Here is a 21,474-nt window from a genome sequence, read left to right as displayed (position 1 = left end):
CGGCACAAGCAGCGGGAGAATGAAGGCGCAGGCCAGAAAGTGAAAGGGGACTGACAGTCGCCCGTGACCTTAACGAATGCCCGCTAGCAATACACACCAAAAGGTTTTAGACTGAGTATAAGTAAGCACAATTTAGCCCTCACCCCACTCAGGAGGAATACCCTTATGCCCAGCTATAAAGCGCCGCTCCGCGATTTGAAGTTTGTGATGTACGAAGTTTTGAAGGCCGACAAAGCCCTCAGCGCCATGCCGTATTACGCGGGCAACGAGACTGCCGACGCCGACTTGATGGATCAGGTCATGGAAGAAGCCGCCCGCTTTGCCGAAAATGAACTGTTGCCGCTCAACGCGGTGGGTGATCAGGAAGGCTGCGTCCGTGACGCGCAGGGCAACGTGACCACGCCAACCGGCTTCAAGGCCGCTTACACCAAGTTTCGTCAGGCGGGCTGGACGGGCCTGGACGCCGATCCCAAATGGGGCGGTCAAGGCATGCCGCACGTGGTCAATATCGCCACTTCCGAAATGAACATCTCGGCCAACACGGCCTGGAGCATGTACCCGGGCCTATCGCACGGAGCATACAGCGCTCTGGTGGCGCACGGCAGCGACGAATTGCAGGCGCTGTACCTGCCCAAAATCGTCAGCGGCGAGTGGACAGGAACCATGTGCCTGACCGAGCCGCACGCCGGAACCGATTTGGGCATCATCCGTACCAAAGCCGTGAGCAACGGTGACGGCAGCTACGCCATCAGCGGCACCAAAATCTTTATCTCGGCGGGCGAGCACGATTTCACCGACAACATCATTCATCTGGTGCTGGCCCGTTTGGAAGGCAGTCCCGAAGGCACCAAGGGGATTTCTTTGTTCCTGGTGCCTAAGTTTTTGGTGGACGCGAGCGGCAAGATTGGCGAGCGCAACGGCGTGGTGTGTGGTTCGCTGGAACACAAGATGGGCATCAACGGCAACGCCACCGCTGTCCTGAATTTCGACGGCGCAACGGGTTACTTGGTGGGCGAAATCAACAAGGGTATGAACAATATGTTCACCATGATGAACGCCGCCCGCCTCGGCACCGGGATGCAGGGTCTGGGTCTGGGCGAAATCGCTTACCAGAACGCGGTGGCCTACGCCAAAGACCGCCTCCAGATGCGCCACGAACCCCGCGTCACGCCCAGCGAGAAAGCCGACCCGATCATCAGCTACCCCGACGTGCGCCGCATGCTGCTGACCGGGCGGGCCTACTCGGAAGCGGGCCGCGCCATGGCGCTGTGGCTGGCCCTGAGCTTAGATACCGAGCACCACCACCCCGACGAGGCCAAGCGTAAAGAAGCCGCCGACTTGGTGGCGCTGCTGACGCCCGTTGCCAAAGCCTTTATGACCGACAACGGCTTCAACATCGCCGTGCAAAGCCAACAGGTCTTCGGCGGACACGGCTACATCCGCGAGTGGGGCATGGAGCAGTTTGTCCGCGACGCCCGCATCGGCATGATCTACGAAGGCACCAACAGCATTCAGGCGCTGGATTTGCTGGGCCGCAAAGTGCTGATGGACGGCGGCAAGAAGTTGCAGGGGCTGGCCTCGCAGGTCGAAGCGCTGGTCAATGAAGTCGCAGACGACGAGGAACTGCAAGGCTACGCCGACCAACTCGGCAAAGCTGCCGGACAAATCGCCACCCTGACGATGGTAATCGGCCAGAAAGCCATGCAAAACCCGGACGAAGCCAACGCCGCCGCCGTGGATTACCTGCGCTACATGGGCCACGTAACCTACGCCTTCTTGTGGGTCAAGATGGCCAAAGTGGCGCTGGACGCCATAAAAGCGGGCAAAGACAAGGACGGCTTCTACAAGGCCAAGCTGCAAACGGCCAAATTCTACTTCGACAAACTCTTCCCCGAAACCAAAATGCTCTCGGCCACCATCAAAGCGGGCGGCGAGTCGTTGGACGTGGATATGGGCATGTTCGGTGTGGAAAAGGATATGGCAACGGCTTAGCGTTCAGGTTGATTTAAAGTGGCTCCTACTCTTAGGTGGGGGCCACTTTTACGGAGGATCGGCACCAAAACGAAAACTGTATCTGAGCAACATAACAAACGCCGTCCCGAATGTGGGACGGCGTTTGTTGATTGAATTTCAAAACTTCAGTTGAGTGACCCCACCTTAAACCCAAAGCGCTCGCCGTCATAATCGATATTCAGGCTGCTGTTGTCCGGCACTTGTCCGGCCAGAATTTCTTTGGCCAGCGGCGTTTCAATCTGGCTGGCAATCACCCGTTTGAGGGGCCGAGCGCCGAAAGCCGGGTCATAGCCGTCATGGGCCAACTTGTCGAGGGCGGCGGAGGTCAGATTAAGACTCACGCGGCGCTCAGCGAGGCGGCGGCGCAGGCCACCCAACTGAATTTCCACGATGCGGCGCAGATCGGTGGGCGTCAGCGCGTCGAACACGATGATATCGTCCACGCGGTTGAGAAACTCCGGGCGGAAATTTTGCTGGAGTGCGCCCATCACGGCGTCGCGGATGTCTTCGGCGTCGTCGCCCCGTGCCTGCATTTCCAGAATCAGCGGCGAGCCGGTGTTGCTGGTCATGATAATCAGGGTGTTGCGAAAGTCCACCGTGCGGCCTTGCCCATCGGTCAGGCGGCCATCGTCGAGCACTTGCAGCAGCACGTTAAACACGTCGGGGTGGGCCTTTTCGATTTCGTCAAACAGCAGCACGGCATATGGGCGGCGGCGCACGGCTTCGGTGAGCTGGCCGCCTTCCTCGTAGCCCACGTAACCGGGAGGCGCTCCGATCAGGCGCTGCACGCTGAATTTCTCCATGTACTCGGACATGTCCAGCCGCACCATCGAATCGGGTGAGTCGAACAAATACTCGGCCAATGCCTTGGCCAGCTCGGTTTTGCCCACGCCGGTTGGCCCCAGGAACATAAAGCTGCCAATGGGCCGGTTGGGGTCGCTGAGGCCTGCCCGCGAGCGGCGAATGGCGTCCGACACGCTGACGATGGCCCGGTCTTGGCCGATGACGTGCTGGTGAAGTTCTTCTTCCAGCTTGAGCAGTTTCTCGCGCTCACCTTCCATCAGCTTGCTGACCGGAATGCCTGTCCAGCGGCTGACCACGGCGGCAATGTCGTCCTCAGTAACTTCCATGTGGGCAAATTCCGCGCCTTTGAGCTTGCGTTCCAGCTCCTGCACGTCTTTTTCGAGCTGCGGCAGCGTACCGTATTCCAACTCGGCGGCTTTTTGAAGGTCGTAGTCGCGGCGTGCCCGCTCAATGTCAGTTCGCACAGCGTCCAGCGATTCACGCTTTTCACGGAGCTGGGCAATTTCGCCGCGCTCAGCTTCCCAGCGGCCCCGCACTTCAGTCAGCTCGTCGGTGATGGTTCCCAGCTGCGCTTCAATATCGAGGAGGCGGTTTTGTGAATCCTGATCTTTCTCGCGCTTGAGGGCTTCACGCTCAATTTCTAGTTGCAGTTTGCGGCGGTCTAATTGGTCGATCCGCTCTGGACTTGATTCAAGCGCCATTCTTAAGCGGGCCGCCGACTCGTCTATAAGGTCAATGGCTTTATCGGGCAACTGACGATCCGCAATATAACGGTGAGACAGCTGCGCCGCCGCCACCAGAGCAGGATCAGTAATTTCTACGTTGTGGTGAACTTGATACCGCTCTTTAATGCCGCGCAAAATCGAAATGGTGTCTTCTACACTCGGTTCATTGACAAACACCGGCTGGAAACGGCGCTCCAAGGCGGGGTCTTTTTCAATTTCACGGTACTCGTCCAGCGTCGTCGCGCCGATCAGGTGCAGTTCACCGCGTGCGAGTGCGGGCTTGAGCATATTGCCCGCGTCGGGGCTGCCCTCGGTCTTGCCCGCGCCCACGATAGTGTGCAGCTCATCGACGAACAAAATAATCTCGCCTGCCGAGGCCACCACTTCGTCAATCACGCCGCGCAAACGCTCTTCAAATTCGCCCCTGAACTTTGCGCCCGCCAGCAGACTGCCCATATCGAGACCGATGATCTTTTTGTTTTTCAGCCCTTCCGGCACGTCGCCTTTAACGATTCGCATGGCCAAACCCTCAGCAATGGCGGTTTTGCCGACGCCCGGTTCACCGATCAGTACAGGATTGTTTTTGGTGCGGCGCAGCAGAATCTGCATGGCGCGGCGAATTTCCTCGTCGCGGCCAATCACCGGGTCGAATTTGCCGTCCCTGGCCCGCTGGGTCAAATCGGTGCCGTATTTTTCGAGCGCTTCAAATTGCTGATCGCTGGTCTTATTGGTCACAGTTTTTCCTTTGCGGCCCGCCGTCGCCGCCGCTGTCAGTTGGGCGGCGCTGGGAAGAACCTGATTTTTGATCTCGCCCCTGAGCGCCATGAACAGCGCGTCGGGAGCCACGAAGCTGTCGCCCATGCTTTTGGCAATGTCGTGGGCTTTGGTAAAAGCGCGGGCCAGAGCAGGATCGAGGTACGTCTGTCCCTCGCCGCCTTGCACGCGGGGCAACTTACCCAGTTCGCGTTCCAAGTCTCGGCGCACGGCAGTTATGTCCCCCCCCGCTTGGGTCAGGAGCCGGGAAGCCACATCGTTGTCCAGTAGCGCTGAGAGCACATGCCAAGTCGTCATGGTCTGGTGGCCCGCCGCCTGAGCTTGCTTTTGCGCTTCAGCGACAGCCTGTACCGATGATTCTGTGAAGTGTTCGGGGTTCAAGGGCAACCTCCTCAAGTCCCCTTATTATCGGACTTGAGTGCAGTTGTGTCAAGTTTATTGAGTATTATGGGAGAGCTTGAGCGTGAGAGGAGCAACCCCCGATGCTCATTTCACCCCTTTCTTCAGTCGCCCACAAACACCAAACGCTCGTATTCCTTGCCCGCTTCCAACACCGGGAGGCCTGTTTCGGCATGCTTTTGAAGCTGCTGCAACACGGTGGCAACCATCGGTTCTTCGCCGTACCGTTGGGCAGCTTCGTCGGTCAACAAAATCTCCAAACCTCGGCGCACTTCGCCTAAGCGCTGGCGAATTCGGAACACGCGGCCTTCCATTTCCTCGTAGCTGCTGACTTGAGTGCCGTCCGGAAAGGGTGTTTGGTCAATCTGGGTTTGAACGTCCATGACCCATTGTGAAGCGTTTACCAAACGGGAGTGAATAAGATTGAGACTTACTTAACGCACCACCTCACGCACGCCCTCCGGCGCGGCCACGAACGCACGCTCAGCCATATTGAGGAAAAGTCCAGTTTCCACCACGCCTAAAGTGCCTTTGAGAGTGCGTTCCAACCCCGCCAAGTCTTGCCCAGCAAAGCGGGCGTCGAAAATCAAATTGCCATTGTCGGTGATGTACAGCTCACCCGATTGACGGCGCAACTCGCCCACCGCGCCCAACCCTTTAAGGCGCTCCAGCGTGCTGTCTACGCCAAACGGCAACACTTCAATCGGCAGCGGCGCTTTTTGGCCCAAAGCCTGCACCAGTTTGGTGTGATCGGCAATGATAATCAGGCGCTTGGCTTGGACTTCCACCAGCTTTTCACGCACCAGCGCTCCGCCGAGGCCCTTGATCAAATCTAAGCTGGGCGCGATTTCGTCGGCTCCGTCTATGGCAATGTCAAACGCTTGCGGCGTCAGCGGCCCAACGTCCAGCCCCAGCGAGCGGGCCAGCGTGTCACTGGCCTGACTGGTCGCCACGCAGGTCAGATTCGACAGCTCGCCCGCCGCCACTTTGCGGCCCAGTTCTTCTATGGCGTACTTGGCGGTGCTGCCAGTACCAAGGCCCAGATGCATTCCGCTTTCAATCAGCGAAACAGCGCGGATGGCAGCTTCTTTTTTGAGAACTTCCAAGTCGGGTGACATCTCAGGCCCGCGCTTGGTCGGCTTCGATGGCCTTGACGACCGCGTCCGAGTGACCGTCCACGCTGACGGCGTACCAGGCCTTAACGAGTCTTCCGTCTGGGCCGATCAAAAAGGTGGTGCGCTTGACGCCCTGCGAAACTTTGCCGTACATGTTTTTGGTGCCGTAAGCGCCGACCGATTTGAGAAACTCGGCGCTGGGATCGGACAGCAGCGCAAACGGCAAGCTGTGTTCGGCGGCAAAAGAGGCGTGGCTCTCGGCGTCGTCCATACTGAGGCCCAGCACCTGTGCGCCGTGCTGCTTAAGGGCCATGTTGTCGCGGAAATCGCAGGCTTCTTTGGTGCAGCCGGGGGTGTTGTCTTTGGGGTAGACGTACAGCACCAGATACTGACCCGCCGAGTCGCTGAGGCTGTGCAGTTGGTTATGGGCGTCGGGCAAGCTGAAAGCGGGAAAGGCGTCGCCGGGTTTGAGTTTGGGCATTTCAGGAGCAGCGTCGGGTTGTGTCATGCGCTTAAGCTAACACCTGGAGCAGGCCTGCCCCGGTTCTTCATTCAGTGCTGCTCAGCTTGGTCTCTGGGTCACTGCTTTTTAAGTGAGGCGAGTTCCGAGCTGCTGTTGGCCCGCACGATCTTGACAATACCGACGCCCTCAGCGATCCACTGCGTTTCGGAAAACTTCTGGCGAATCGGCAGCACGGCCACGCGAGCGTCCACGTTGCCGTTCATCTCCACTTTCCACGCGTCAAAGGTTCCGGCGGCCACGCTGATTTTTTCGCGGCCCACGATGCGGTAATCAAAGGTAATGGCGGCCTTGGCATTAAATCCGGATTTACGGCCCTGTAAGTTCATCACGTACTGCCAAGCGTAGCCGGTTTTCCAATTGGCAGGCGCAGGAAAACTGACTCCCGTGACCACCAGTTTGGTGATTTCAGCTCCGCCGATACTGGGCGCGGTGATATTGATCTGTGCGCCGTTGTCACACTTGAAACTTTGCGGCGCGGGCGGCTTACCGGAGGTGGTGTAGGTGTCGGTGTAGCCACTGGCCGTCAGGACGCGGCGCATTTCATAAAATTCCACGCCGTCTTTGTCGGTGTCGCGGTAAGTCCAGACCCAGTTGGGCTGCATCGGCTTGATGCCGCTGTCGCAGGGATCGGCTAAGGCAGGGAGTGCCAGAAAAGGCAACAGAGCAAAGGCAAAGCGGAGCATAGCAAGCATCTTAAGGGCTGGCGGTGAGGAAGCGGTCAGATAGAACTGATGACGGATTCATTGGGGGTGAGATATGGGAAAACTTGCCCCTCACCGCCTTCTCAGCCCAGCCGCCCAGCTTGCCGCAGCGCGAAAAGATCGGTCATGCCCGCCACGTAATCGCAGACCACCCTCGCCCGCTCCGCCGCGCCTTCAGCTCCGGCCAACCGCCGGCGCGACTCGGCTCCCAACCAGCGCAGCGGCTCGGCTTGGGCCGCTTCAAACAGTGCCAGAAGCTGCTGGCACGCCCCAGCTTCCGGCCCGCGCACCTGCGGGGTGTCGATGACCTGTTCCCACACCAAGCGGGTCAGGAAGCGCTGCAAGGCGGTAGCTGCGGGCGTGAAGGCAGCCCACAAATCCAGCAGCGGCTCGTCAAAGCGGCCCTGCCACCTAATGTCTATGCCGGTCACGAGCGCCCGCGAAAGGGCCGCGACGCCGCGTTTGCGCTCGGCCTCGTCAGCGCTGAAAACCAGATCGGCCCAACTGGGGAGCTGCGACACTTGGCTGAGTTCAGGCATCTGGGCGGCCAGAGCGTCCCAAGCGCCGCGCTCCAGCAAGTGAAGGTTCACGCCGTCTTCCAAGTCGTAGACGCCGTAGGCTGCGTCGTCGGCCAGTTCCATCAAGCGGCAATCGAAGCTGCGCTCGCGCCCACCCAGCGCGGTGAAAGCGGCGCGGCCCGACTCGCTCAGCGGAGCCAAAATCCAGTCGACCACCTTTTGTTCGGTGTCGAGGTAGCACTTGGGCGGGCGAGCGCCGGAGTGGACGGCTGCCGAATAAGCCACTGGATATTTCAGCACCCCCAGCAGCGCCCGGCGGGTCAGGTTGAGGCCGTAGTCGCCTTGTTCCGGCCCAATTTCGAGGTGACTCAGCAGACGCAGCGTTTGTCCGTTGGCTTCAAAACCGCCCAGATCAGGGACGCCCAGCCCGCGCATGGCCGCGTCCAAGGTGCGCTCCCCCGCGTGACCGAAGGGCGGGTGACCGAGGTCGTGGGCGAGGCAGATATTGGCCAGCAAGGTGCGGCTGGGCAATACAGCGGCCCAGTCGGCACCCTGCACGGCGGCGCGGCGCTGCAACTGACCCAGCATCGCACTGCCCAATTCAGCCACTTCTAAGCTGTGGGTCAGGCGGGTGCGGTAAAAGTCGCCGCTCTCCGCGCCAAAAATGCCCAGCACCTGCGTTTTGCCTTGCAGGCGGCGAAAAGCGTAACTGTGGATGACGCGGGCGTGGTCTTCACCGTCGGGGTCTTGGCTGGTCAGGCTGTGCTCAGCGGGGGTTTGTGGGCCGCGCCGCGCCGTCCAGCTGTCGCCATCTAACTGCCGCTGGATCACTCGCTGCCGAAACGCGCCGGATCAAGGTTGAAGCTGGCGAACACCCGCCGCCCGTTGCCGTCTGGATACACGTCCACCCAAGCGGGCATCTTGCGCCCCGAACGAAACGGCACGTAGCTTTTGGCGCTGATCTCTAGGCCCGTTTCCAGGGCAATTTGAATGGGATGCTCGTCGGGAATCGGCGTGCCGGGCCTCAGCGGGTATTTGACGCTTTCGGTTGCGCCGCTGGCCCTGACCGTAAGCTGCTTGGCCTCGCCGCGCCCCGTAACGGCGCACACCACCAAAAGAATTTGCCCACTGGCCGCTTCCAGTAAGGCGTAGAGCGCCGCGCTGCCGCTGACATCGGCCCGCCTGACCAACTCGTGAAGCGCCCGCCCGCTGGGGCCAAAGCGCGTCAGGACATCGTTCATCAGCGTGTCCGAAATCAAAATGCCCGCCGCGCCCACGTTGCACAGCGTCTCGATCATCATTTCCAGCCGCTCGCCGTCATATTGGTCGTGTAGGTCGCTGAGCAGGTCATCGTCACTCAGCAGCAGCGCGTGGCTGATCTCGTGGGCCAGCGTGAAGCGTTGCCGCTCTGGGCGCGAGAGCGAGTTGATGAGCACAACTTTGTTTTCGGGGTCGTAAGCCCCGTCGCGCTCGCCCATCGGCATGAACTCCAGCCGCACCCCCGCCGCTTGCAGGAGTGCGCCGTCCATGAGGCTGTGGGTATCCAGCGCGGGCAGCCCGGCAGCGTAATGACGGGCCAGCAGCCGCATCCGGGCCTTGAAGTCGCCTCCTCCGGGAAGAGGAGAAGCGGGCTGATCCGCATTTGACTGGCTGGCCGTGTCGCTCACAGTGACCGCAGGATACAGGAAGGAGAGCAGTCAGAAGTCAGTAGGAAGACCAAACAGCAACAAACTCGGCCCACTTCTCTGTTCAAAGTGGGCCGAGCTCTTGGGTTGTTGCGGGTTTTGGCCAGAGAGCTTTTTAACCCCTCACCGCCGACTGCGCGTCACTTCCTTCTCCTTCGATAGCGCTTCTGCGAAAGTCTCGCCCAACGCTTTCATGCCGCGCTCGATCTGCTCAGGGTTGGCGCTGGAATAGCTCAGGCGCAAGGTGTTTTCGCCGCCGCCGAGGGCAAAGAAGGGACTGCCCGGCACGTAGGCGACTTTGCGTTTGACGGCCTCACTCAGTAAAGTGACCGTGTTTACGCTTTCAGGCAATGTTATCCACAAAAACATTCCGCCTTCCGGCACGGTGTAGTGTGCGCCCTCCGGAAAATGCTGGTCAATTTGCGAAAGCATATACTTGGCCCGTTCGCCATACGCTTTTTTGACGATTTCAATTTGCTTGGGCAAGGTGTCTTCAACCAACTCGGCCACGATCATTTGATTGAGGGTCGGCGTATGAAGATCAGCGCCCTGTTTGGCTTGAATCAGCTTTTGAATGATCGGCATGGCCGCCTGCACCCAAGCGTCGCGCAGACCCGGCACCAACGTCTTGGAAAAGCTAGACGAATAAATGACATTGACTTTATCGTGATCGCCGCCAGCGTTGCGCAGCGCAATGTGGTACAAACTCGGCAGCTCTACGCCGGTAAAGCGCAGTTTGCCGTAAGGATCATCTTCAATCACGATGACGCCGTGCTGATTGGTCAGTTCGACGAGGCGTTCGCGGCGCTCCAAGCTGAGGCTGCGGCCCGTCGGATTCTGGAAATTCGGCACGGCGTAAAGCAGCTTGGCCTTGGTGGTTTTGAGCAGGGCCTCAAGCGCGTCTATATCGATGCCGTGCTCGTCGGTGGGCATTTCCACGTAGCGCGGCAGATACGGCTGAAAGCTCTGCAAGGCCCCCAGATAGGTCGGGCTCTCGACCAGCACCACGTCGCCCTCGGAGATCAGCACTTTGCCGAGCAAATCCAGACCCTGCTGGCTGCCGGTCATGATCTGCACTCGGTCAGCAGGAACACCCTGCTGACCGGCAATCCACTCGCGCAGCGGCAGGTGGCCTTCGGTGGTGGAATACTGCATCGAAGCGGGGCCGTACTTTTCCATGACCGTGTCAAAGGCCCGCTTGATGGCTTCCATCGGAAACAGCTCCGGTGCGGGGAGGCCGCCCGCGAACGAAATCACGCTGGGTTCTTGGGTGATTTTCAGAATTTCGCGGATGGCGCTGGCGGTCATGCTCTGGGCGCGGTCACTCAAACGCGACTTCCAAAAAGCGTCGTTCCAGAGGGCGGCCTTGACTTGTTGCTGGGTTTGCTGCTGCGCTTGATCGCTGGCTGGAGTATCAAGAGTCGTCATGCTGCATGGTACTCCCCCGTCGCCTGAGAAGGCCAAACCGCCGTCCTTGCCTGCTTCCGGTTATCTCGGACTGTCTAGCGGATTGGAGCCGCCTATATCATTTGCCAACCTCAAGCGCCGCACTTGCTATGGTGTTGGGCGCAACCTTTGGCTCACCCCCCGCTTTCTTTCAGGAGGAAACACACATGCTCGTTACCGGTTCAGCTATTTTGGTGCCCGCCCGCGCTGGCAAATACGGCGTCGGCGCTTTCAACACCAACAACATGGAAATCACCCAAGCGATTATTCACACCGCCGAGAAGCTGCGCTCGCCTGTGATCGTGCAGATGAGCGAAGGGGCTATCAAGTACGGCGGGCAAGATTTGGCCAACATCGTCAAAGACCTCGCCAACCGCGCCAGCGTGCCGGTGGCCCTGCACCTCGATCATGGCAGCAGCTACGCCAGCGCCCTCAACGCCATTCGGATGGGCTTTACCTCGGTGATGATCGACGCCTCGCACCACAACTTTGAAGACAACATGGCCGAAACCCGCCGCGTCGTGGAAGCCGCACACGCCATGGGCATCTCGGTGGAATCCGAACTCGGCAGGCTCGGCGGCATCGAAGAAAACATCATTGTGGACGAAAAAGACGCCTTCCTGACCGACCCCGAAGAAGCGGTGCAGTTCATCGAGCAGACGGGCACCGATTACCTTGCCATTGCCATCGGCACTTCGCACGGGGCTTTCAAAGGCAAAGGCCGCCCCTACATCGATCAGGCCCGCATCGCCAAAATCGGTGAGATGACCAGCATTCCTTTGGTGGCGCACGGCTCCAGTGGCGTGCCAGCCGACATCATTGCGCGTTTCCGGGCAGCGGGCGGCGACATCGGCGAAGCGGCGGGCATCGACGACGACGATTTGCGCCAAGCCTGCCAGCACGGCATCGCCAAGGTGAATGTGGACACCGATTTGCGCCTCGCCAGCACGGTGGGCATTAGAGAAGTGCTGCACGCCAACCCCAAAGAATTCGATCCCCGCAAAATCTTTGGCCCCGCCCGCGAAGTGATGAGCCAAGTCATCGAGCACAAAATGCGGGTGCTGGGCAGCGTCGGCAAAGCTTAAGCCAGCACCAAATCGTGAAGGCCGTCTCTTCGGGGACGGCCTTTTTTATTGAAAGCACGTCCTAAGTAAGATTGAGGTGAGAATATTCGTGGAAAGCTCTCACGTGCCGTAGTAGCAGGGCAGAAGGAGAGCTGATGAACGAATTTTTGGGTGTATTCAAGAAGTACGCGACATTCACCGGACGGGCAAGACGCAGAGAGTACTGGATGTTTCAGCTCTTCTACACTCTGTTCGCGTTTTTGTTTGTCGGTTTGGACGTTGCTATCAACCTTTCCCTGGGAACTTATACGAATGATGGTCAAGGGTATACGGTTCTGACAGCTATCTACGGCATAGCACTATATATCCCCGTCTTAGCATTAGGTTTTCGCCGTCTCCACGATGCAGGCTACAGCGCATGGTGGTTGTTCATCGGCCTCATTCCTCTAGTGGGCGGAATCGTTTTGTTCGTCTTCACTTTGCAAGATAGCCAACCAGGCAGCAACAAGTGGGGAGACAATCCAAAATCGTTCACCACTTACCCCAATATGAGCTACTGAGCTCCACCAAAAGAAGCTCAAGATCTTTTCAGGGCCACTTACGAAAATCCGCGTGCGAGGAATGTTTCTCCCAGCACGCGGATTTTTGGTGAGTTTAGCTGTCAGCCGAGAATCAACTGCTCAAAAAAAGCGCACCAAATCGCGCACCAGCACAAACACCGTTAGCAACATGACCAGCCCGAAGCCTGCCACTGTGACCGCCTGCTCCTGCGCGAACGTCAGGGGACGGCCCCGCAGCACGCCGACCAAGACCAGCAAAATGCGACCGCCGTCCAAGCCAGGAATCGGCAGCAAGTTGAAAAAGCCGAGACTGAGGTTGATCGCCGCCGCGATGCCCAGCAGCGTCCACCCGCCGAGACTGGCCGCCTGCGACACCACCTGCACGGTGCCAACCGGCCCGACCACTCCTTCATCAGTTTTGAGGTTGAGAGTAAAGAAACGGACGAACAAGTTCTTAAAGGCGTTGAGCACCTGCGGCACAGCACCCACCAGCACTTTGCCGGACTGTACGGCGGCCCCCGGCAAACTCAGCGGCGTGACCTTTTGGCCCGGCCCATACGCCACGCCCAGCTTTTGCTGCACGCCGCCGACTTTGGCCGTCCAGTCAAACGGCACCTGCAAAGTCTGCCCACTGCGCTCGACGGTGAGGCGATGCGCTCCGCTGACGCCCAGCACCGAGGCGAGGCGCTGCCAGCCGGGTTTGTCTTGACCGGCCTCACGGTAGCTTTGCGGCAAGGCTGAGCCGTCAATAGCAGTGATGGTGTCGCCCGCTTTGAGGCCCAGCTCCTCGGCCTTCGAGTCGGGCAGAACCTGCGAAATGGTGATTTGATTCTCGATCGGGGTGGTCAGGCCGTTGGCGCTGAGGGTGGCGGTGATGATCAAAAACGCCACCAGCAAATTCATGACCGGCCCGGCCAGCAACACTGCAATTTTACCGAGCGGACTGAGCGCCGCAAATCCCCGCGTCGGCGCACGGGCCGTGCCGTCCTCTAGGTCGGGGGCCATGCCGTCAATTTCCACATAGCCGCCGATGGGCAGCAAGCTCAGCCGCCACTCAGTGCCGCGCCACATCTGCTTGATCAGCACTGGCCCCATGCCGATAGAAAACGAATTGACCTTGACGCCCTGCCAGCGGGCGAGGGCGTAGTGTGCCAGCTCATGCAAAAAGGTGGCAACAGTAATAATGAGCAGTGTCCAGATCAGTCCAGCGGGCGTGAGGGCCGAGGCGATGCCTTGCAAGAAATTCATAGGTTGACCTCTGGGTTCAATGTTCGGTTGTTCAGTGTTCCGGAGTGAATCAGTTCGCCCGTTCGCCGCCGCGCCCAAGCATCGGTTTCGGCGAGGGCGTCCCAAGTCAGTGTTCCATTGGGGGTTTCGTCCAGCACAGTTTCGAGGACGCGGGCGATCCCCAAGAAACTGAGCTGCCCATTCAAAAAGGCCTCCACCGCCACTTCATCGGCGGCGTTGAGAGCAGTGGGAAGTAAGCCGCCCGCCGCGCCCGCCCGGTAAGCCAGTGCCAGACAGGGAAAACGCTCCAAGTCGGGGTCGGTAAATTCGAGCTGACCCGTCAAATGAAAGCCGAGATGACCCGCGACCTCTCCCCTACGCCGCGTCCCACGCACATCACCGGGGCCACGCATTCCGCTGGGCGCAGCGTCGATGGCGTAAGCAATAGAGAGTCGCATGTCGGTGGGGCCGAGCTGGGCTTTGAGACTGCCGTCGCAAAAGCGCACCAGGGCGTGAACGATGCTCTGCGGATGCACCAGCACGCCCACCTTTTCCACCGGCACGCCGTACAAGCTGGCGGCTTCCATGACTTCGAGCCCCTTGTTAAAGAGAGTGGCCGAATCAATGGTGATTTTGCGGCCCATGCTCCACGACGGGTGCTTGAGCGCCTGGGCCGGAGTGATGTGGCTCAGGTCGGCGGGGCCTTGCCGAAACGGGCCGCCCGACGCCGTGAGAATCAGCTCGGCCACGTCATCCATGTTTTCGCCCGCCAGCGCTTGATAAATGCCGGTGTGCTCGGAGTCCACCGGCACGATCCGCCCACCGCCGCGCTCGGCCGCTTCCCAGATCAGGTGGTGACTAATCACCATGGCTTCTTTGGTCGCCAGCGCCACCGCCCTGCCCGCTTCCAGCGCGGCGCGGGTAGGCGCGAGTCCTTTGAGGCCGCTCATGGCATTGACGCAGACCTCCGCCGTTTGAACGGCCACTTCGCTTTCGTCGGCGATCACGCGGACGAGCGAGCCGAAGCGCTGTCTGGCTTCGCTGAGCACCGCTTCGTCCACGCTGACCAGCTCCGGCCTGAATTCGCGGACTTGGGCTTCGAGAAGGTCGAGGTTTTTGCCCGCTGCCAGCGCCGCCAGCGTGTCGCCACGTTCACGGGCCACGTCCAGCGTTTGCGTGCCGATAGAACCAGTTGAGCCGAGGATGGTTAAACGCATTGCCGCTCAGTCTGCCGCATTTGCCGGGTCTGGATGGGCGCGGATGTGACGAAAGGCCGCTCATGCGAAAAGGAGGTGTCGCGGCATTGCTCCTCAGCCAAAAAAAGCGGCCCGCCCAGATAGGGAGAGCCGCTCAGAAAAGCGCAGGAGGCTTTAAGCCACTTGCTTTTTCTTGTTGTCTTTTTGGTCGATCAAGGCCTGGGCCTCGCGCAGACGGAAGACCACCAGACTGCCGACAAAGGTGCAGGTGATCTGCTTGTGGGCGTTGAGCAAACTCAGGGCCACCATAATGTCTTCGCGGGTCATGCGGAGCTGATCGGCCATGTGCAGGGCGCTGTCGGCGCGGCCTTCGAGGTAGTCACGGATTTTCTTGGCGTCCGCCGTCAGCGGGGTGGCGGGCACGTCGGCGAGACCCGGATCGGCCAGACCGTACACGGCGCGGGTGCCGGTACCGGGCAAACGGCGCACCCGGCCTTGATCGAGCAAGCTGGCCAGCGCCGCACGCAGGTGCGAGAGTGCCAAGCTGGTGGTTTTGGCGAGTTCCGTCTCGACCCACTCTGGTTTGCTGTCCAGCGCGGCCAGCACCAATTTTTCGTTGGCGCGGCGGGTTTCTTGCAGGTCTTCGACGGTAGGTGGGTTAAACATTGAGCCTCCAGAGGCAAGGTGCGCTATAGTGTGGTTCTCCAAATGGGTTCAGTGCGGCGCTCAATAAGGTGTACTTCAAATGTCCTGCATCAGTTTTTTGAGCTGGGCGCAACTCTATTATTTTTACATAAAACCGTTTGAGGCTGGTGAGATAAAGCCCAACTCTTTTTGGTCAAGGGCTTGCTGGGGCCGCGCCCAGCCGCTACTTGTCTCCAGTGTGTTGTCATCTCAGCCTTCATGTGAACCTGAATGTTGAGGTGTGCATCCCAGTCCAGATCAACCGAAAAGCTACTGAACGCGCGGCCTCTACCAAGAGAACTTGAGTACTCCTCCCTTGACCGGTTCCGGTAAGGTGAGTGACTTAACCAATCGGAAGGAACAAAAACTCCAGCTTTTTATATCCGTTGCGAAGACATTTCTCTTGTCTTCAGTGACGAAGAATACGGCCCTGCGATTGCGCTTCAAATTCACGGCGTCGTGAATGTTGAGCAGGACTTTATTCTTCATCCCACCCCTCACCCTCCTCCATGAAAGAGAAACATACGGAGTGAAAGAGTCTCTGAAGACCTGTTGCGACTCGGGGTTGAACCGTGCTGCCTCTTTCGCTTTGTAATCGAGCGAGCCACACAGCTTGGTGTGATTCACATTCCAGCTCGTTTGATAGACTTCTATCTTACCGGGTTGATAGAAGTCCCGAGTCAGTCTTTCAAGCGTTTGCATCTCTTGCGAAGCTTGAGGAGTAATCTGACTTTTGATCAAGCCGGTAAAACACCACAGAACAACAACAGACAGCAGCAACTTGATTAAAAAGCGTTTCACGACCTAGACCCGAGCAAGTCGTCCAAGGTTCAGTCAGCGATGGACGGATGGATACCGAAATCCTCAGCAATCAAGCGGGCCGTCATCTTGGCCGACATCATCACGCTGGGCGTGCCCGCACCGGGCTGGGCGCTGGCACCGACCAAATACAAATGGGTCACGTCTTCCGAGCGGTTATGGGGCCGGAAGAAGGCCGACTGAACCAGCAGCGGCTCAAGGCCAAAGGCATTGCCTTGATAGCTGTCGAGGGTCTGCTCGAAGTAGTCCGGCGTCACGTAGTCGAGGTGGGTCAGGCGGCCCATCAGGTTGGGAATGTAGCCGCGCTCGTCGAGCATTTCCAGAACCTTGTCCACCAAGCGCGGGCCCTGCGTCGCCCAATCGATTCCGCTGGCGTTGTTCGGCACCGGAACGAGCGTATAGGCGGCGTGGTGGCCTGCCGGGGCGAGATCAGGATCGGTGAGGGTAGGCACGTGCAGGTACTGACTGAAATCCTTGCCCAGCACCTTTTGCCCGAAGATTTCGCGCAGCAGTTCTTCGTAGCGCGGCCCCAAAATGATGTTGTGATGGCGCAAACTCAGCGGGCGGGCGGGGTCATCGCGAAAGCCGAAATAGATCACCAGTAAGCTCATGCTCTGCGGCGCGAGCTTGACGCGGGTGTCCGAGTTGATCTTACGGGCCTTGCTGTCCAGCCGCTTGAGGTAGGTATTGGCCCAGTCGCCGTTGCTCACCACGATGTCGCTGTGGAGTTCTTCGCCGCCGCCTTCCAACCTCACGCCACGCGCCACCGTTTTCCGGCCTTCTTTGGCGGTCAGGATTTCGCCGACACCCGCCTCACAGCGCAACGTGCCGCCGAGTTCCTCGAACTTTTTCACCATACCGCGCACCAGAGCGCCGGTGCCGCCCACCGCGTAATGAATACCCCAGGTTTTTTCGACAAAGTGAATCATGGCGTAGATGGCGGGCACGCTCAGTGGATTGCCGCCAATCAACAAAGTCTCGAAGGAAAAGACCTGCTGCATCTTGGGGTTCTTGAAGTATTTCTGCACGAATGAAAACAGGCTGCGAACAGCGTCGAGTTTCATCAGATCCGGCACCACTTTGAGCATGGTGGGCATGTCACCGAAGTGGGTGTAACCGAGTTCTAGAAAGCCGCGCTCAAAAATGGCTCTGGCGTCGCGCTGGAACTGCTCGTAGCCGCTCAGATCTTCGGGAGCCAGCGTTTCGATTTGTTCACGGGTATGTACCGGATCGCCGTCATAATCGAAGAAGGTGCCGTCGTCGAAGTAAATCCGGTAAAACGGTGAAATCGGCACCAGCTTGACGTACTTGGCGGTGTGGTCGTGCGAAGGCGGCTCGGCGCTGTTTTCGTTGGGAAAGTCCGGCTCAGACAGGTGGGCGCGGTCACGCTCGAGAGCAAACAATTCCTCGATAAAGTGAGGCACGGTAATCACGGTCGGCCCCATATCGAAGACGTAGCCGTTGACCCGGCGCTGATAGGCCCGTCCGCCGGGGGCGTCCATACGCTCCAAAATGGTGGTGTCGAAGCCGAGGCTCTGGAGGCGGATGCCGAGGCTCAACCCGCCAATGCCGCTGCCGATAATCAGCGCAGTTTTGCGGCGGGAGCTGAACGCTTCGCGGGGAGGCGCAGTCGTGATGGGATTGACAGGAGTGGGAATGGACATAAGAGTTCCTTTCTGGCGTGTGAGCCGTCAGCGCAGTTGAAAGCTGGGCTGCCAGAGTATTTGGGTGGATTTGGGGAAAACCAGTTGCTTAGGCGAGTTTGGGCTGCGATTTGACTTCCCACCACGCGCCGGGCAGCATCAGCAGTTTGCGCGGGCCGCTGACATGGGCGCGGCGGCTGAAATTGTCGTAGTCGTTGGCTTCCAAGTCGGCCAAAATGCCTTCGTAAGCGCGGGCGGCGGCCGTCACCGCCAAGCGGCCTGAGCCGTGCAGATACGGCAGCCCAGCGCGGCCTTCGGTGTACCACGCCCGCGCCTGCTGGGTCAGGTAGCGCATCAAAGCGCGGTAAGGCGGGGTGACTTGCCCGGCTTCCAACATGGCACGGGTCACGCCGTACTCGTCGAGCAAGGTTTGCGGCAGATACACCCGGCCCCGCTCAAGGTCTTCGCCCACATCGCGCAAAATGTTGGTGAGCTGCATGGCCTGACCCAACCGCAGCGCATAGTCGAGCGTGCGCTCTCCGCCACTGTAGCCGCAAATCGGCGCGATCATGAAACCAATGACGCCCGCGACCCTGCGGCAATACAGTTCGAGGTCGGCAAAGTCGGCGCACGGTTGGCCGCTGGCGTCCATCTTCAGGTCCATTTGCAGGCCCAAAAACAGCTCGTAAAAGGCCTCGGCAGGGATGGTGTACTGCGAAGCGGCCCAGCGGAGCGCTTTGCCGACCGGGTGGGCGTGCTGCGCGGAAAAACCCGAGCCGCTCAGCGCCGCGCGTGTGGCGTCCCACCATTCTTCCAGCACCGCCGAGCCGCCGCCCGGTTCATCGACAATGTCGTCACCCTGGCGGCAAGCGGCGTAAACCGCCCAGACCGCTTGGCGCTGAGACAAAGGAAAAAAACGCGAACCGAAGTAAAACGTTTTGGAATGGTGACGGGTCAGCGTCCGGCAGTGCTCTAAGGCGCTGCTGAGTTCATTGGATGTCCGTCCACTGGATGTCCAGCCGCTGCTGAGGCTTTCTCTCACGTCCCCCTCCTTAGGTGAGCAGTCTAGAGGCAAAGTCCGGCGGCAAAGAGCGCCTATGCTTACAGACTTGCTCATGCTTACAGCCCTAGAGGCTGCCTTGTCCATCTGACTTGATCCAGTGCCGAAACAGCACATTCGAGCGCCGCCAGCCGTCCACGCAGCGCATCTGCGGCAGCCAAGCGTCAAGCTGAGCTTCATCAGGGAAGCTCAGGCCGCCCAGCCGACTCAGCAGCGCCTGCTTGGCGGTGCCGTCGCGCCCCAAAGCCATCACCCACAACTGCCCGCCGGGACGCAGCAGGCGCTGGGCTTCGGTGAACATCTGCTGGGGACACGCCGTTTCGTTGAGGGTCGCGCCGATGCTCACGCCGTCGAGACTCTCGGCGGGGAGTCCAGTATGCTCCGCGTTGAGGAGAGCGTACTGAATGCGCGAGTCCGGCTCGCGTCTGGCCGCTTCACGCAGCATGGCGGGGCTGATGTCGCAGGCCAGCACCTCGGCTCCGGCGCGGGCCAACACCCCAGCGTAAAATCCGGCGCTGGTGCCCACGTCGAGCCACTGCTGCCCCGTTTGTGGGCGGCACAGCGAGAGGAAATACTCGGCCTCGCGGGTCAGCGGCAGCGGGCCGCCGGTGAGCAGACTCAGCGAGTGGGCACGCCACAGCGCGTACCCCCGGGCGGTCAGATCCAGCATGTTGCTGCGCTGCGCAGGCGTGCGGGCAGACGGTGAAGTGGGGCGGGCCGGAGCGCTCCCCACAGGCGAGAAGTTTACGGTTCCTTCAATGACGCTTTGTTCAAGTTGCCCAGAGCCAGACATACTGCCATTATGCTAGGCAGATGATGGCGGGAGGCGCTGCACCTTCAGACTGAACCCAACTCGGCATTTGAAGTGACGCTGAAGTCGGTGCACCAAAATCAACATTGGCACGGAGGATGTAAACATGGAACAGAACAAAGGTCTCGGCGGGTCATTGATTGATGTCTTTGACGCCGCAGTGAATTTAATCAAGACCGAAGCGGGCGTGCTGACCAAGCGGGCCACTGACGTAATCAAAGCCAAGGGCATCGGGGTGGTGCTGCTGCTGGCGGCCACTGCACCGCTAACATTGGGCCTCATTTTTATTATTCTGGCGCTGTTTTACGGCTTGATGCGCTTGGGGTTAGGGGCTTGGGCCGCCGCGCTGTTTATCGCGCTGGCCAGCTTCGGCATGGCGGGCTTGTTGGTGGTCATCGGGCTGGGCAGACTCTCGGCCAAAGTCAAGGACGACGAAACCGCTGAGAGCTACGACCTCAAAACGCCGTACACCCAGCAAGCAGGCGAACTCCGTGACGACGACACCATCGTGGCTGGCCGCGCCAGCGTGCCGCAGGGCCAGCAAGTCGGCCGCGTACAAGAAGTGCATTTGCACGGCGCAGCCAAAGTCGAAGGCGTCAGAGGCGGCAAAGAAGACATCGTGCCAACTGCGCCGCTGGCCGCCGGCAAAAATGCAGGCGAAGGCAGCATTGCCGAGCGCAGCGGTACAGCGTCCAGTACCGTTGCCCATAATCCCCAGCACCAGAAGCACGGCAACAACGACGCGGGGCCGCATGTGCCGGATAAGAGCAAGTCAGCTCCGGCTGGAATCAGCGTCAGCACTGAACCCACTTACAAAGACGACATGAAAAAGGAAGGTTACTGATGACCCAGCGCGAAGAAGCCCGGATGCGGCTGCAAGACTCGGTCGACCGGCTCGGCCAGCAGGCCAGCTTGCAAGTGCAGATGCAAAAAGAGCCGCTGAAGATGCTGGGCATCGCCACCGGCGTCGGCGCGGTGCTGGGCTTGGTGCTGGGGCGCTCGTTTAATAAGACCAAGAAAATTTACGTGGACGACACGCTCTCCAAAAAAGAGCGCAAGGCCTTTGAAAAAGCCCAAGCCCGCCACAAAGGCCCGGCGTCGAGCATCGGCGGAGCGCTGCTGGCGACCCTCGGCACGCTGGCCTTCAAGCTGCTGCAAGACCGGGTGATCGCGCCCAAGCTGGAGGAGTTGGCCCAAAACCTGACCCAGCAAGCTGGAGACGCGGGTAAATCTCCCAAAGCGCCCAAAGCCAGCAAAGAAGTGGTGATCCGCGATTTCCGCGCCCCAGCCGAAAAAGCCCACGCGGACGAGCGCGGCAATCTGCATCTCACCCCCGCCCAGCAAGCCGCCAGAGACATCGCTTACGCCTCGCGTGACGTGCCGGTACGCGACTTTAGGGTGCCCGCCGAAAAAGCCCACGCCGATCAGTTCGGCAGCGTGATCTCGGAAGCCAGAACAGACGTTAAAGTTGAGCCGGTGGCTGCTGCAACTTCTCCAGTAGCACCCGACGCTCCCAAAACCAATCTGCAAAAGTAAGTTCTTCTTGTCTAGCCGCCCGCTCTTCTCTTCAAGTGGGCGGCTTTGTTATTTACAGTAAACGGTTTATCCGTAAGCTCGACTTTGGCCATTGACAGGGGGAGCAGCAAGCTGCTCCCCCTGTCAAACTTGGGCATGACACTCCTTCCGAAGTGGTTCACGGGGGTCCTG

At 59.6% G+C, this 21,474-nt stretch carries 20 protein-coding genes; 5 read left to right on the top strand and 15 right to left on the bottom strand.

Annotation, left to right across the window (positions count from 1 at the left end):
* Nucleotides 1-165: 165 nt before the first annotated feature.
* Nucleotides 166-1,992: an acyl-CoA dehydrogenase C-terminal domain-containing protein gene (locus tag FNU79_RS07730; protein WP_143720306.1), complete on the top strand. Its 1,827-nt coding sequence runs from the start codon at nt 166-168 to the stop codon at nt 1,990-1,992.
* Nucleotides 1,993-2,138: 146 nt separating this feature from the next.
* Here FNU79_RS07730 and clpB read toward each other — a convergent pair whose 3' ends face one another.
* From clpB to FNU79_RS07690, 8 genes are all read right to left on the bottom strand, one after another.
* The gene (gene clpB, locus FNU79_RS07725) at nt 2,139-4,697 is read right to left on the bottom strand and encodes an ATP-dependent chaperone ClpB (protein WP_143720305.1); all 2,559 of its coding nucleotides are present in this window, start codon (nt 4,695-4,697) and stop codon (nt 2,139-2,141) included.
* Between the two features lie 122 nt (nt 4,698-4,819).
* Entirely contained in the window at nt 4,820-5,098 is a 279-nt protein-coding gene (locus FNU79_RS07720) for a hypothetical protein (RefSeq protein WP_143720304.1), read from the bottom strand.
* A gap of 51 nt (nt 5,099-5,149) precedes the next feature.
* A complete protein-coding gene (gene rpiA / locus FNU79_RS07715; protein WP_143720303.1) occupies nt 5,150-5,833 on the bottom strand; it encodes a ribose 5-phosphate isomerase A in 684 nt (227 codons plus the stop codon).
* A 1-nt stretch (nt 5,834) separates the two neighbouring features.
* Nucleotides 5,835-6,338 carry a peroxiredoxin gene (locus FNU79_RS07710; protein ID WP_143720302.1) on the bottom strand — a complete coding sequence of 168 codons (504 nt, stop codon included), beginning with the start codon at nt 6,336-6,338 and terminating at the stop codon, nt 5,835-5,837.
* A gap of 71 nt (nt 6,339-6,409) precedes the next feature.
* Nucleotides 6,410-7,036, bottom strand: coding sequence for a TapB family protein (locus FNU79_RS07705; RefSeq protein ID WP_143720301.1), 627 nt, complete (start codon nt 7,034-7,036; stop codon nt 6,410-6,412).
* Between the two features lie 101 nt (nt 7,037-7,137).
* Nucleotides 7,138-8,403 carry a dGTP triphosphohydrolase gene (dgt, locus tag FNU79_RS07700; RefSeq protein ID WP_143720300.1) on the bottom strand — a complete coding sequence of 422 codons (1,266 nt, stop codon included), beginning with the start codon at nt 8,401-8,403 and terminating at the stop codon, nt 7,138-7,140.
* Nucleotides 8,400-9,239: an ImmA/IrrE family metallo-endopeptidase gene (locus tag FNU79_RS07695; protein WP_318636136.1), complete on the bottom strand. Its 840-nt coding sequence runs from the start codon at nt 9,237-9,239 to the stop codon at nt 8,400-8,402. The genes dgt and FNU79_RS07695 overlap by 4 nt, the downstream gene beginning before the upstream one ends.
* A 141-nt stretch (nt 9,240-9,380) precedes the next feature.
* Nucleotides 9,381-10,565, bottom strand: a complete 1,185-nt coding sequence (locus tag FNU79_RS07690; RefSeq protein WP_143720424.1) for an aminotransferase-like domain-containing protein — start codon at nt 10,563-10,565, stop codon at nt 9,381-9,383.
* Nucleotides 10,566-10,870: 305 nt separating this feature from the next.
* Here FNU79_RS07690 and fba point away from each other — a divergent pair, with 305 nt between their 5' ends.
* Together fba and FNU79_RS07680 are read left to right on the top strand one after the other, a co-directional pair.
* Complete coding sequence (gene fba, locus FNU79_RS07685; protein WP_143720299.1) at nt 10,871-11,788, top strand: class II fructose-1,6-bisphosphate aldolase; 918 nt, start codon at nt 10,871-10,873, stop codon at nt 11,786-11,788.
* A gap of 134 nt (nt 11,789-11,922) precedes the next feature.
* Complete coding sequence (locus tag FNU79_RS07680; protein WP_143720298.1) at nt 11,923-12,327, top strand: DUF805 domain-containing protein; 405 nt, start codon at nt 11,923-11,925, stop codon at nt 12,325-12,327.
* A gap of 120 nt (nt 12,328-12,447) precedes the next feature.
* Here FNU79_RS07680 and FNU79_RS07675 read toward each other — a convergent pair whose 3' ends face one another.
* From FNU79_RS07675 to FNU79_RS07645, 7 genes are all read right to left on the bottom strand, one after another.
* Complete coding sequence (locus FNU79_RS07675; protein ID WP_143720297.1) at nt 12,448-13,575, bottom strand: M50 family metallopeptidase; 1,128 nt, start codon at nt 13,573-13,575, stop codon at nt 12,448-12,450.
* Nucleotides 13,572-14,771 carry a 1-deoxy-D-xylulose-5-phosphate reductoisomerase gene (gene dxr / locus FNU79_RS07670; RefSeq protein WP_143720296.1) on the bottom strand — a complete coding sequence of 400 codons (1,200 nt, stop codon included), beginning with the start codon at nt 14,769-14,771 and terminating at the stop codon, nt 13,572-13,574. Before dxr ends, FNU79_RS07675 begins: the two co-directional genes overlap by 4 nt.
* A gap of 153 nt (nt 14,772-14,924) precedes the next feature.
* Nucleotides 14,925-15,416: a transcriptional regulator gene (locus tag FNU79_RS07665; protein WP_124868390.1), complete on the bottom strand. Its 492-nt coding sequence runs from the start codon at nt 15,414-15,416 to the stop codon at nt 14,925-14,927.
* A gap of 306 nt (nt 15,417-15,722) precedes the next feature.
* Entirely contained in the window at nt 15,723-16,235 is a 513-nt protein-coding gene (locus FNU79_RS07660; protein WP_143720295.1) for a hypothetical protein, read from the bottom strand.
* Between the two features lie 29 nt (nt 16,236-16,264).
* Nucleotides 16,265-17,917: a phytoene desaturase family protein gene (gene crtI, locus FNU79_RS07655; protein ID WP_143720294.1), complete on the bottom strand. Its 1,653-nt coding sequence runs from the start codon at nt 17,915-17,917 to the stop codon at nt 16,265-16,267.
* Between the two features lie 88 nt (nt 17,918-18,005).
* On the bottom strand, nt 18,006-18,854 hold the full coding sequence (locus FNU79_RS07650; protein WP_404825776.1) for a phytoene/squalene synthase family protein: 849 nt from the start codon (nt 18,852-18,854) through the stop codon (nt 18,006-18,008).
* Nucleotides 18,855-19,023: 169 nt separating this feature from the next.
* Nucleotides 19,024-19,749, bottom strand: a complete 726-nt coding sequence (locus tag FNU79_RS07645) for a class I SAM-dependent methyltransferase (RefSeq protein WP_143720292.1) — start codon at nt 19,747-19,749, stop codon at nt 19,024-19,026.
* A gap of 124 nt (nt 19,750-19,873) precedes the next feature.
* Here FNU79_RS07645 and FNU79_RS07640 point away from each other — a divergent pair, with 124 nt between their 5' ends.
* Together FNU79_RS07640 and FNU79_RS07635 are read left to right on the top strand one after the other, a co-directional pair.
* Nucleotides 19,874-20,611, top strand: a complete 738-nt coding sequence (locus FNU79_RS07640) for a phage holin family protein (RefSeq protein WP_143720291.1) — start codon at nt 19,874-19,876, stop codon at nt 20,609-20,611.
* Complete coding sequence (locus FNU79_RS07635) at nt 20,611-21,303, top strand: hypothetical protein (protein WP_143720290.1); 693 nt, start codon at nt 20,611-20,613, stop codon at nt 21,301-21,303. The genes FNU79_RS07640 and FNU79_RS07635 overlap by 1 nt, the downstream gene beginning before the upstream one ends.
* Nucleotides 21,304-21,474 lie beyond the last annotated feature (171 nt).

It is taken from the genome of Deinococcus detaillensis, from assembly GCF_007280555.1.
In the GTDB taxonomy this organism is placed as follows: Bacteria; Deinococcota; Deinococci; order Deinococcales; family Deinococcaceae; genus Deinococcus; species Deinococcus detaillensis.
Note: the sequence above shows the minus strand (reverse complement) of the source record. Positions and strands in the feature narration are given on the sequence as shown.

What these genes read in the sequence shown, in the direction of transcription:
- FNU79_RS07675 (WP_143720297.1), bottom strand. Translation starts at nt 13,575, where the DNA reads ATGAATTTCTTGCAAGGCATCGCCTCGGCCCTCACGCCCGCTGGACTG.
- FNU79_RS07635 (WP_143720290.1), top strand. Translation starts at nt 20,611, where the DNA reads ATGACCCAGCGCGAAGAAGCCCGGATGCGGCTGCAAGACTCGGTCGAC.
- FNU79_RS07690 (WP_143720424.1), bottom strand. Translation starts at nt 10,565, where the DNA reads ATGACCGCCAGCGCCATCCGCGAAATTCTGAAAATCACCCAAGAACCC.
- rpiA (WP_143720303.1), bottom strand. Translation starts at nt 5,833, where the DNA reads ATGTCACCCGACTTGGAAGTTCTCAAAAAAGAAGCTGCCATCCGCGCT.
- fba (WP_143720299.1), top strand. Translation starts at nt 10,871, where the DNA reads ATGCTCGTTACCGGTTCAGCTATTTTGGTGCCCGCCCGCGCTGGCAAA.
- FNU79_RS07720 (WP_143720304.1), bottom strand. Translation starts at nt 5,098, where the DNA reads ATGGACGTTCAAACCCAGATTGACCAAACACCCTTTCCGGACGGCACT.
- FNU79_RS07680 (WP_143720298.1), top strand. Translation starts at nt 11,923, where the DNA reads ATGAACGAATTTTTGGGTGTATTCAAGAAGTACGCGACATTCACCGGA.
- FNU79_RS07645 (WP_143720292.1), bottom strand. Translation starts at nt 19,749, where the DNA reads ATGTCTGGCTCTGGGCAACTTGAACAAAGCGTCATTGAAGGAACCGTA.
- FNU79_RS07710 (WP_143720302.1), bottom strand. Translation starts at nt 6,338, where the DNA reads ATGACACAACCCGACGCTGCTCCTGAAATGCCCAAACTCAAACCCGGC.
- crtI (WP_143720294.1), bottom strand. Translation starts at nt 17,917, where the DNA reads ATGTCCATTCCCACTCCTGTCAATCCCATCACGACTGCGCCTCCCCGC.
- FNU79_RS07705 (WP_143720301.1), bottom strand. Translation starts at nt 7,036, where the DNA reads ATGCTCCGCTTTGCCTTTGCTCTGTTGCCTTTTCTGGCACTCCCTGCC.
- FNU79_RS07730 (WP_143720306.1), top strand. Translation starts at nt 166, where the DNA reads ATGCCCAGCTATAAAGCGCCGCTCCGCGATTTGAAGTTTGTGATGTAC.
- dxr (WP_143720296.1), bottom strand. Translation starts at nt 14,771, where the DNA reads ATGCGTTTAACCATCCTCGGCTCAACTGGTTCTATCGGCACGCAAACG.
- FNU79_RS07640 (WP_143720291.1), top strand. Translation starts at nt 19,874, where the DNA reads ATGGAACAGAACAAAGGTCTCGGCGGGTCATTGATTGATGTCTTTGAC.
- FNU79_RS07665 (WP_124868390.1), bottom strand. Translation starts at nt 15,416, where the DNA reads ATGTTTAACCCACCTACCGTCGAAGACCTGCAAGAAACCCGCCGCGCC.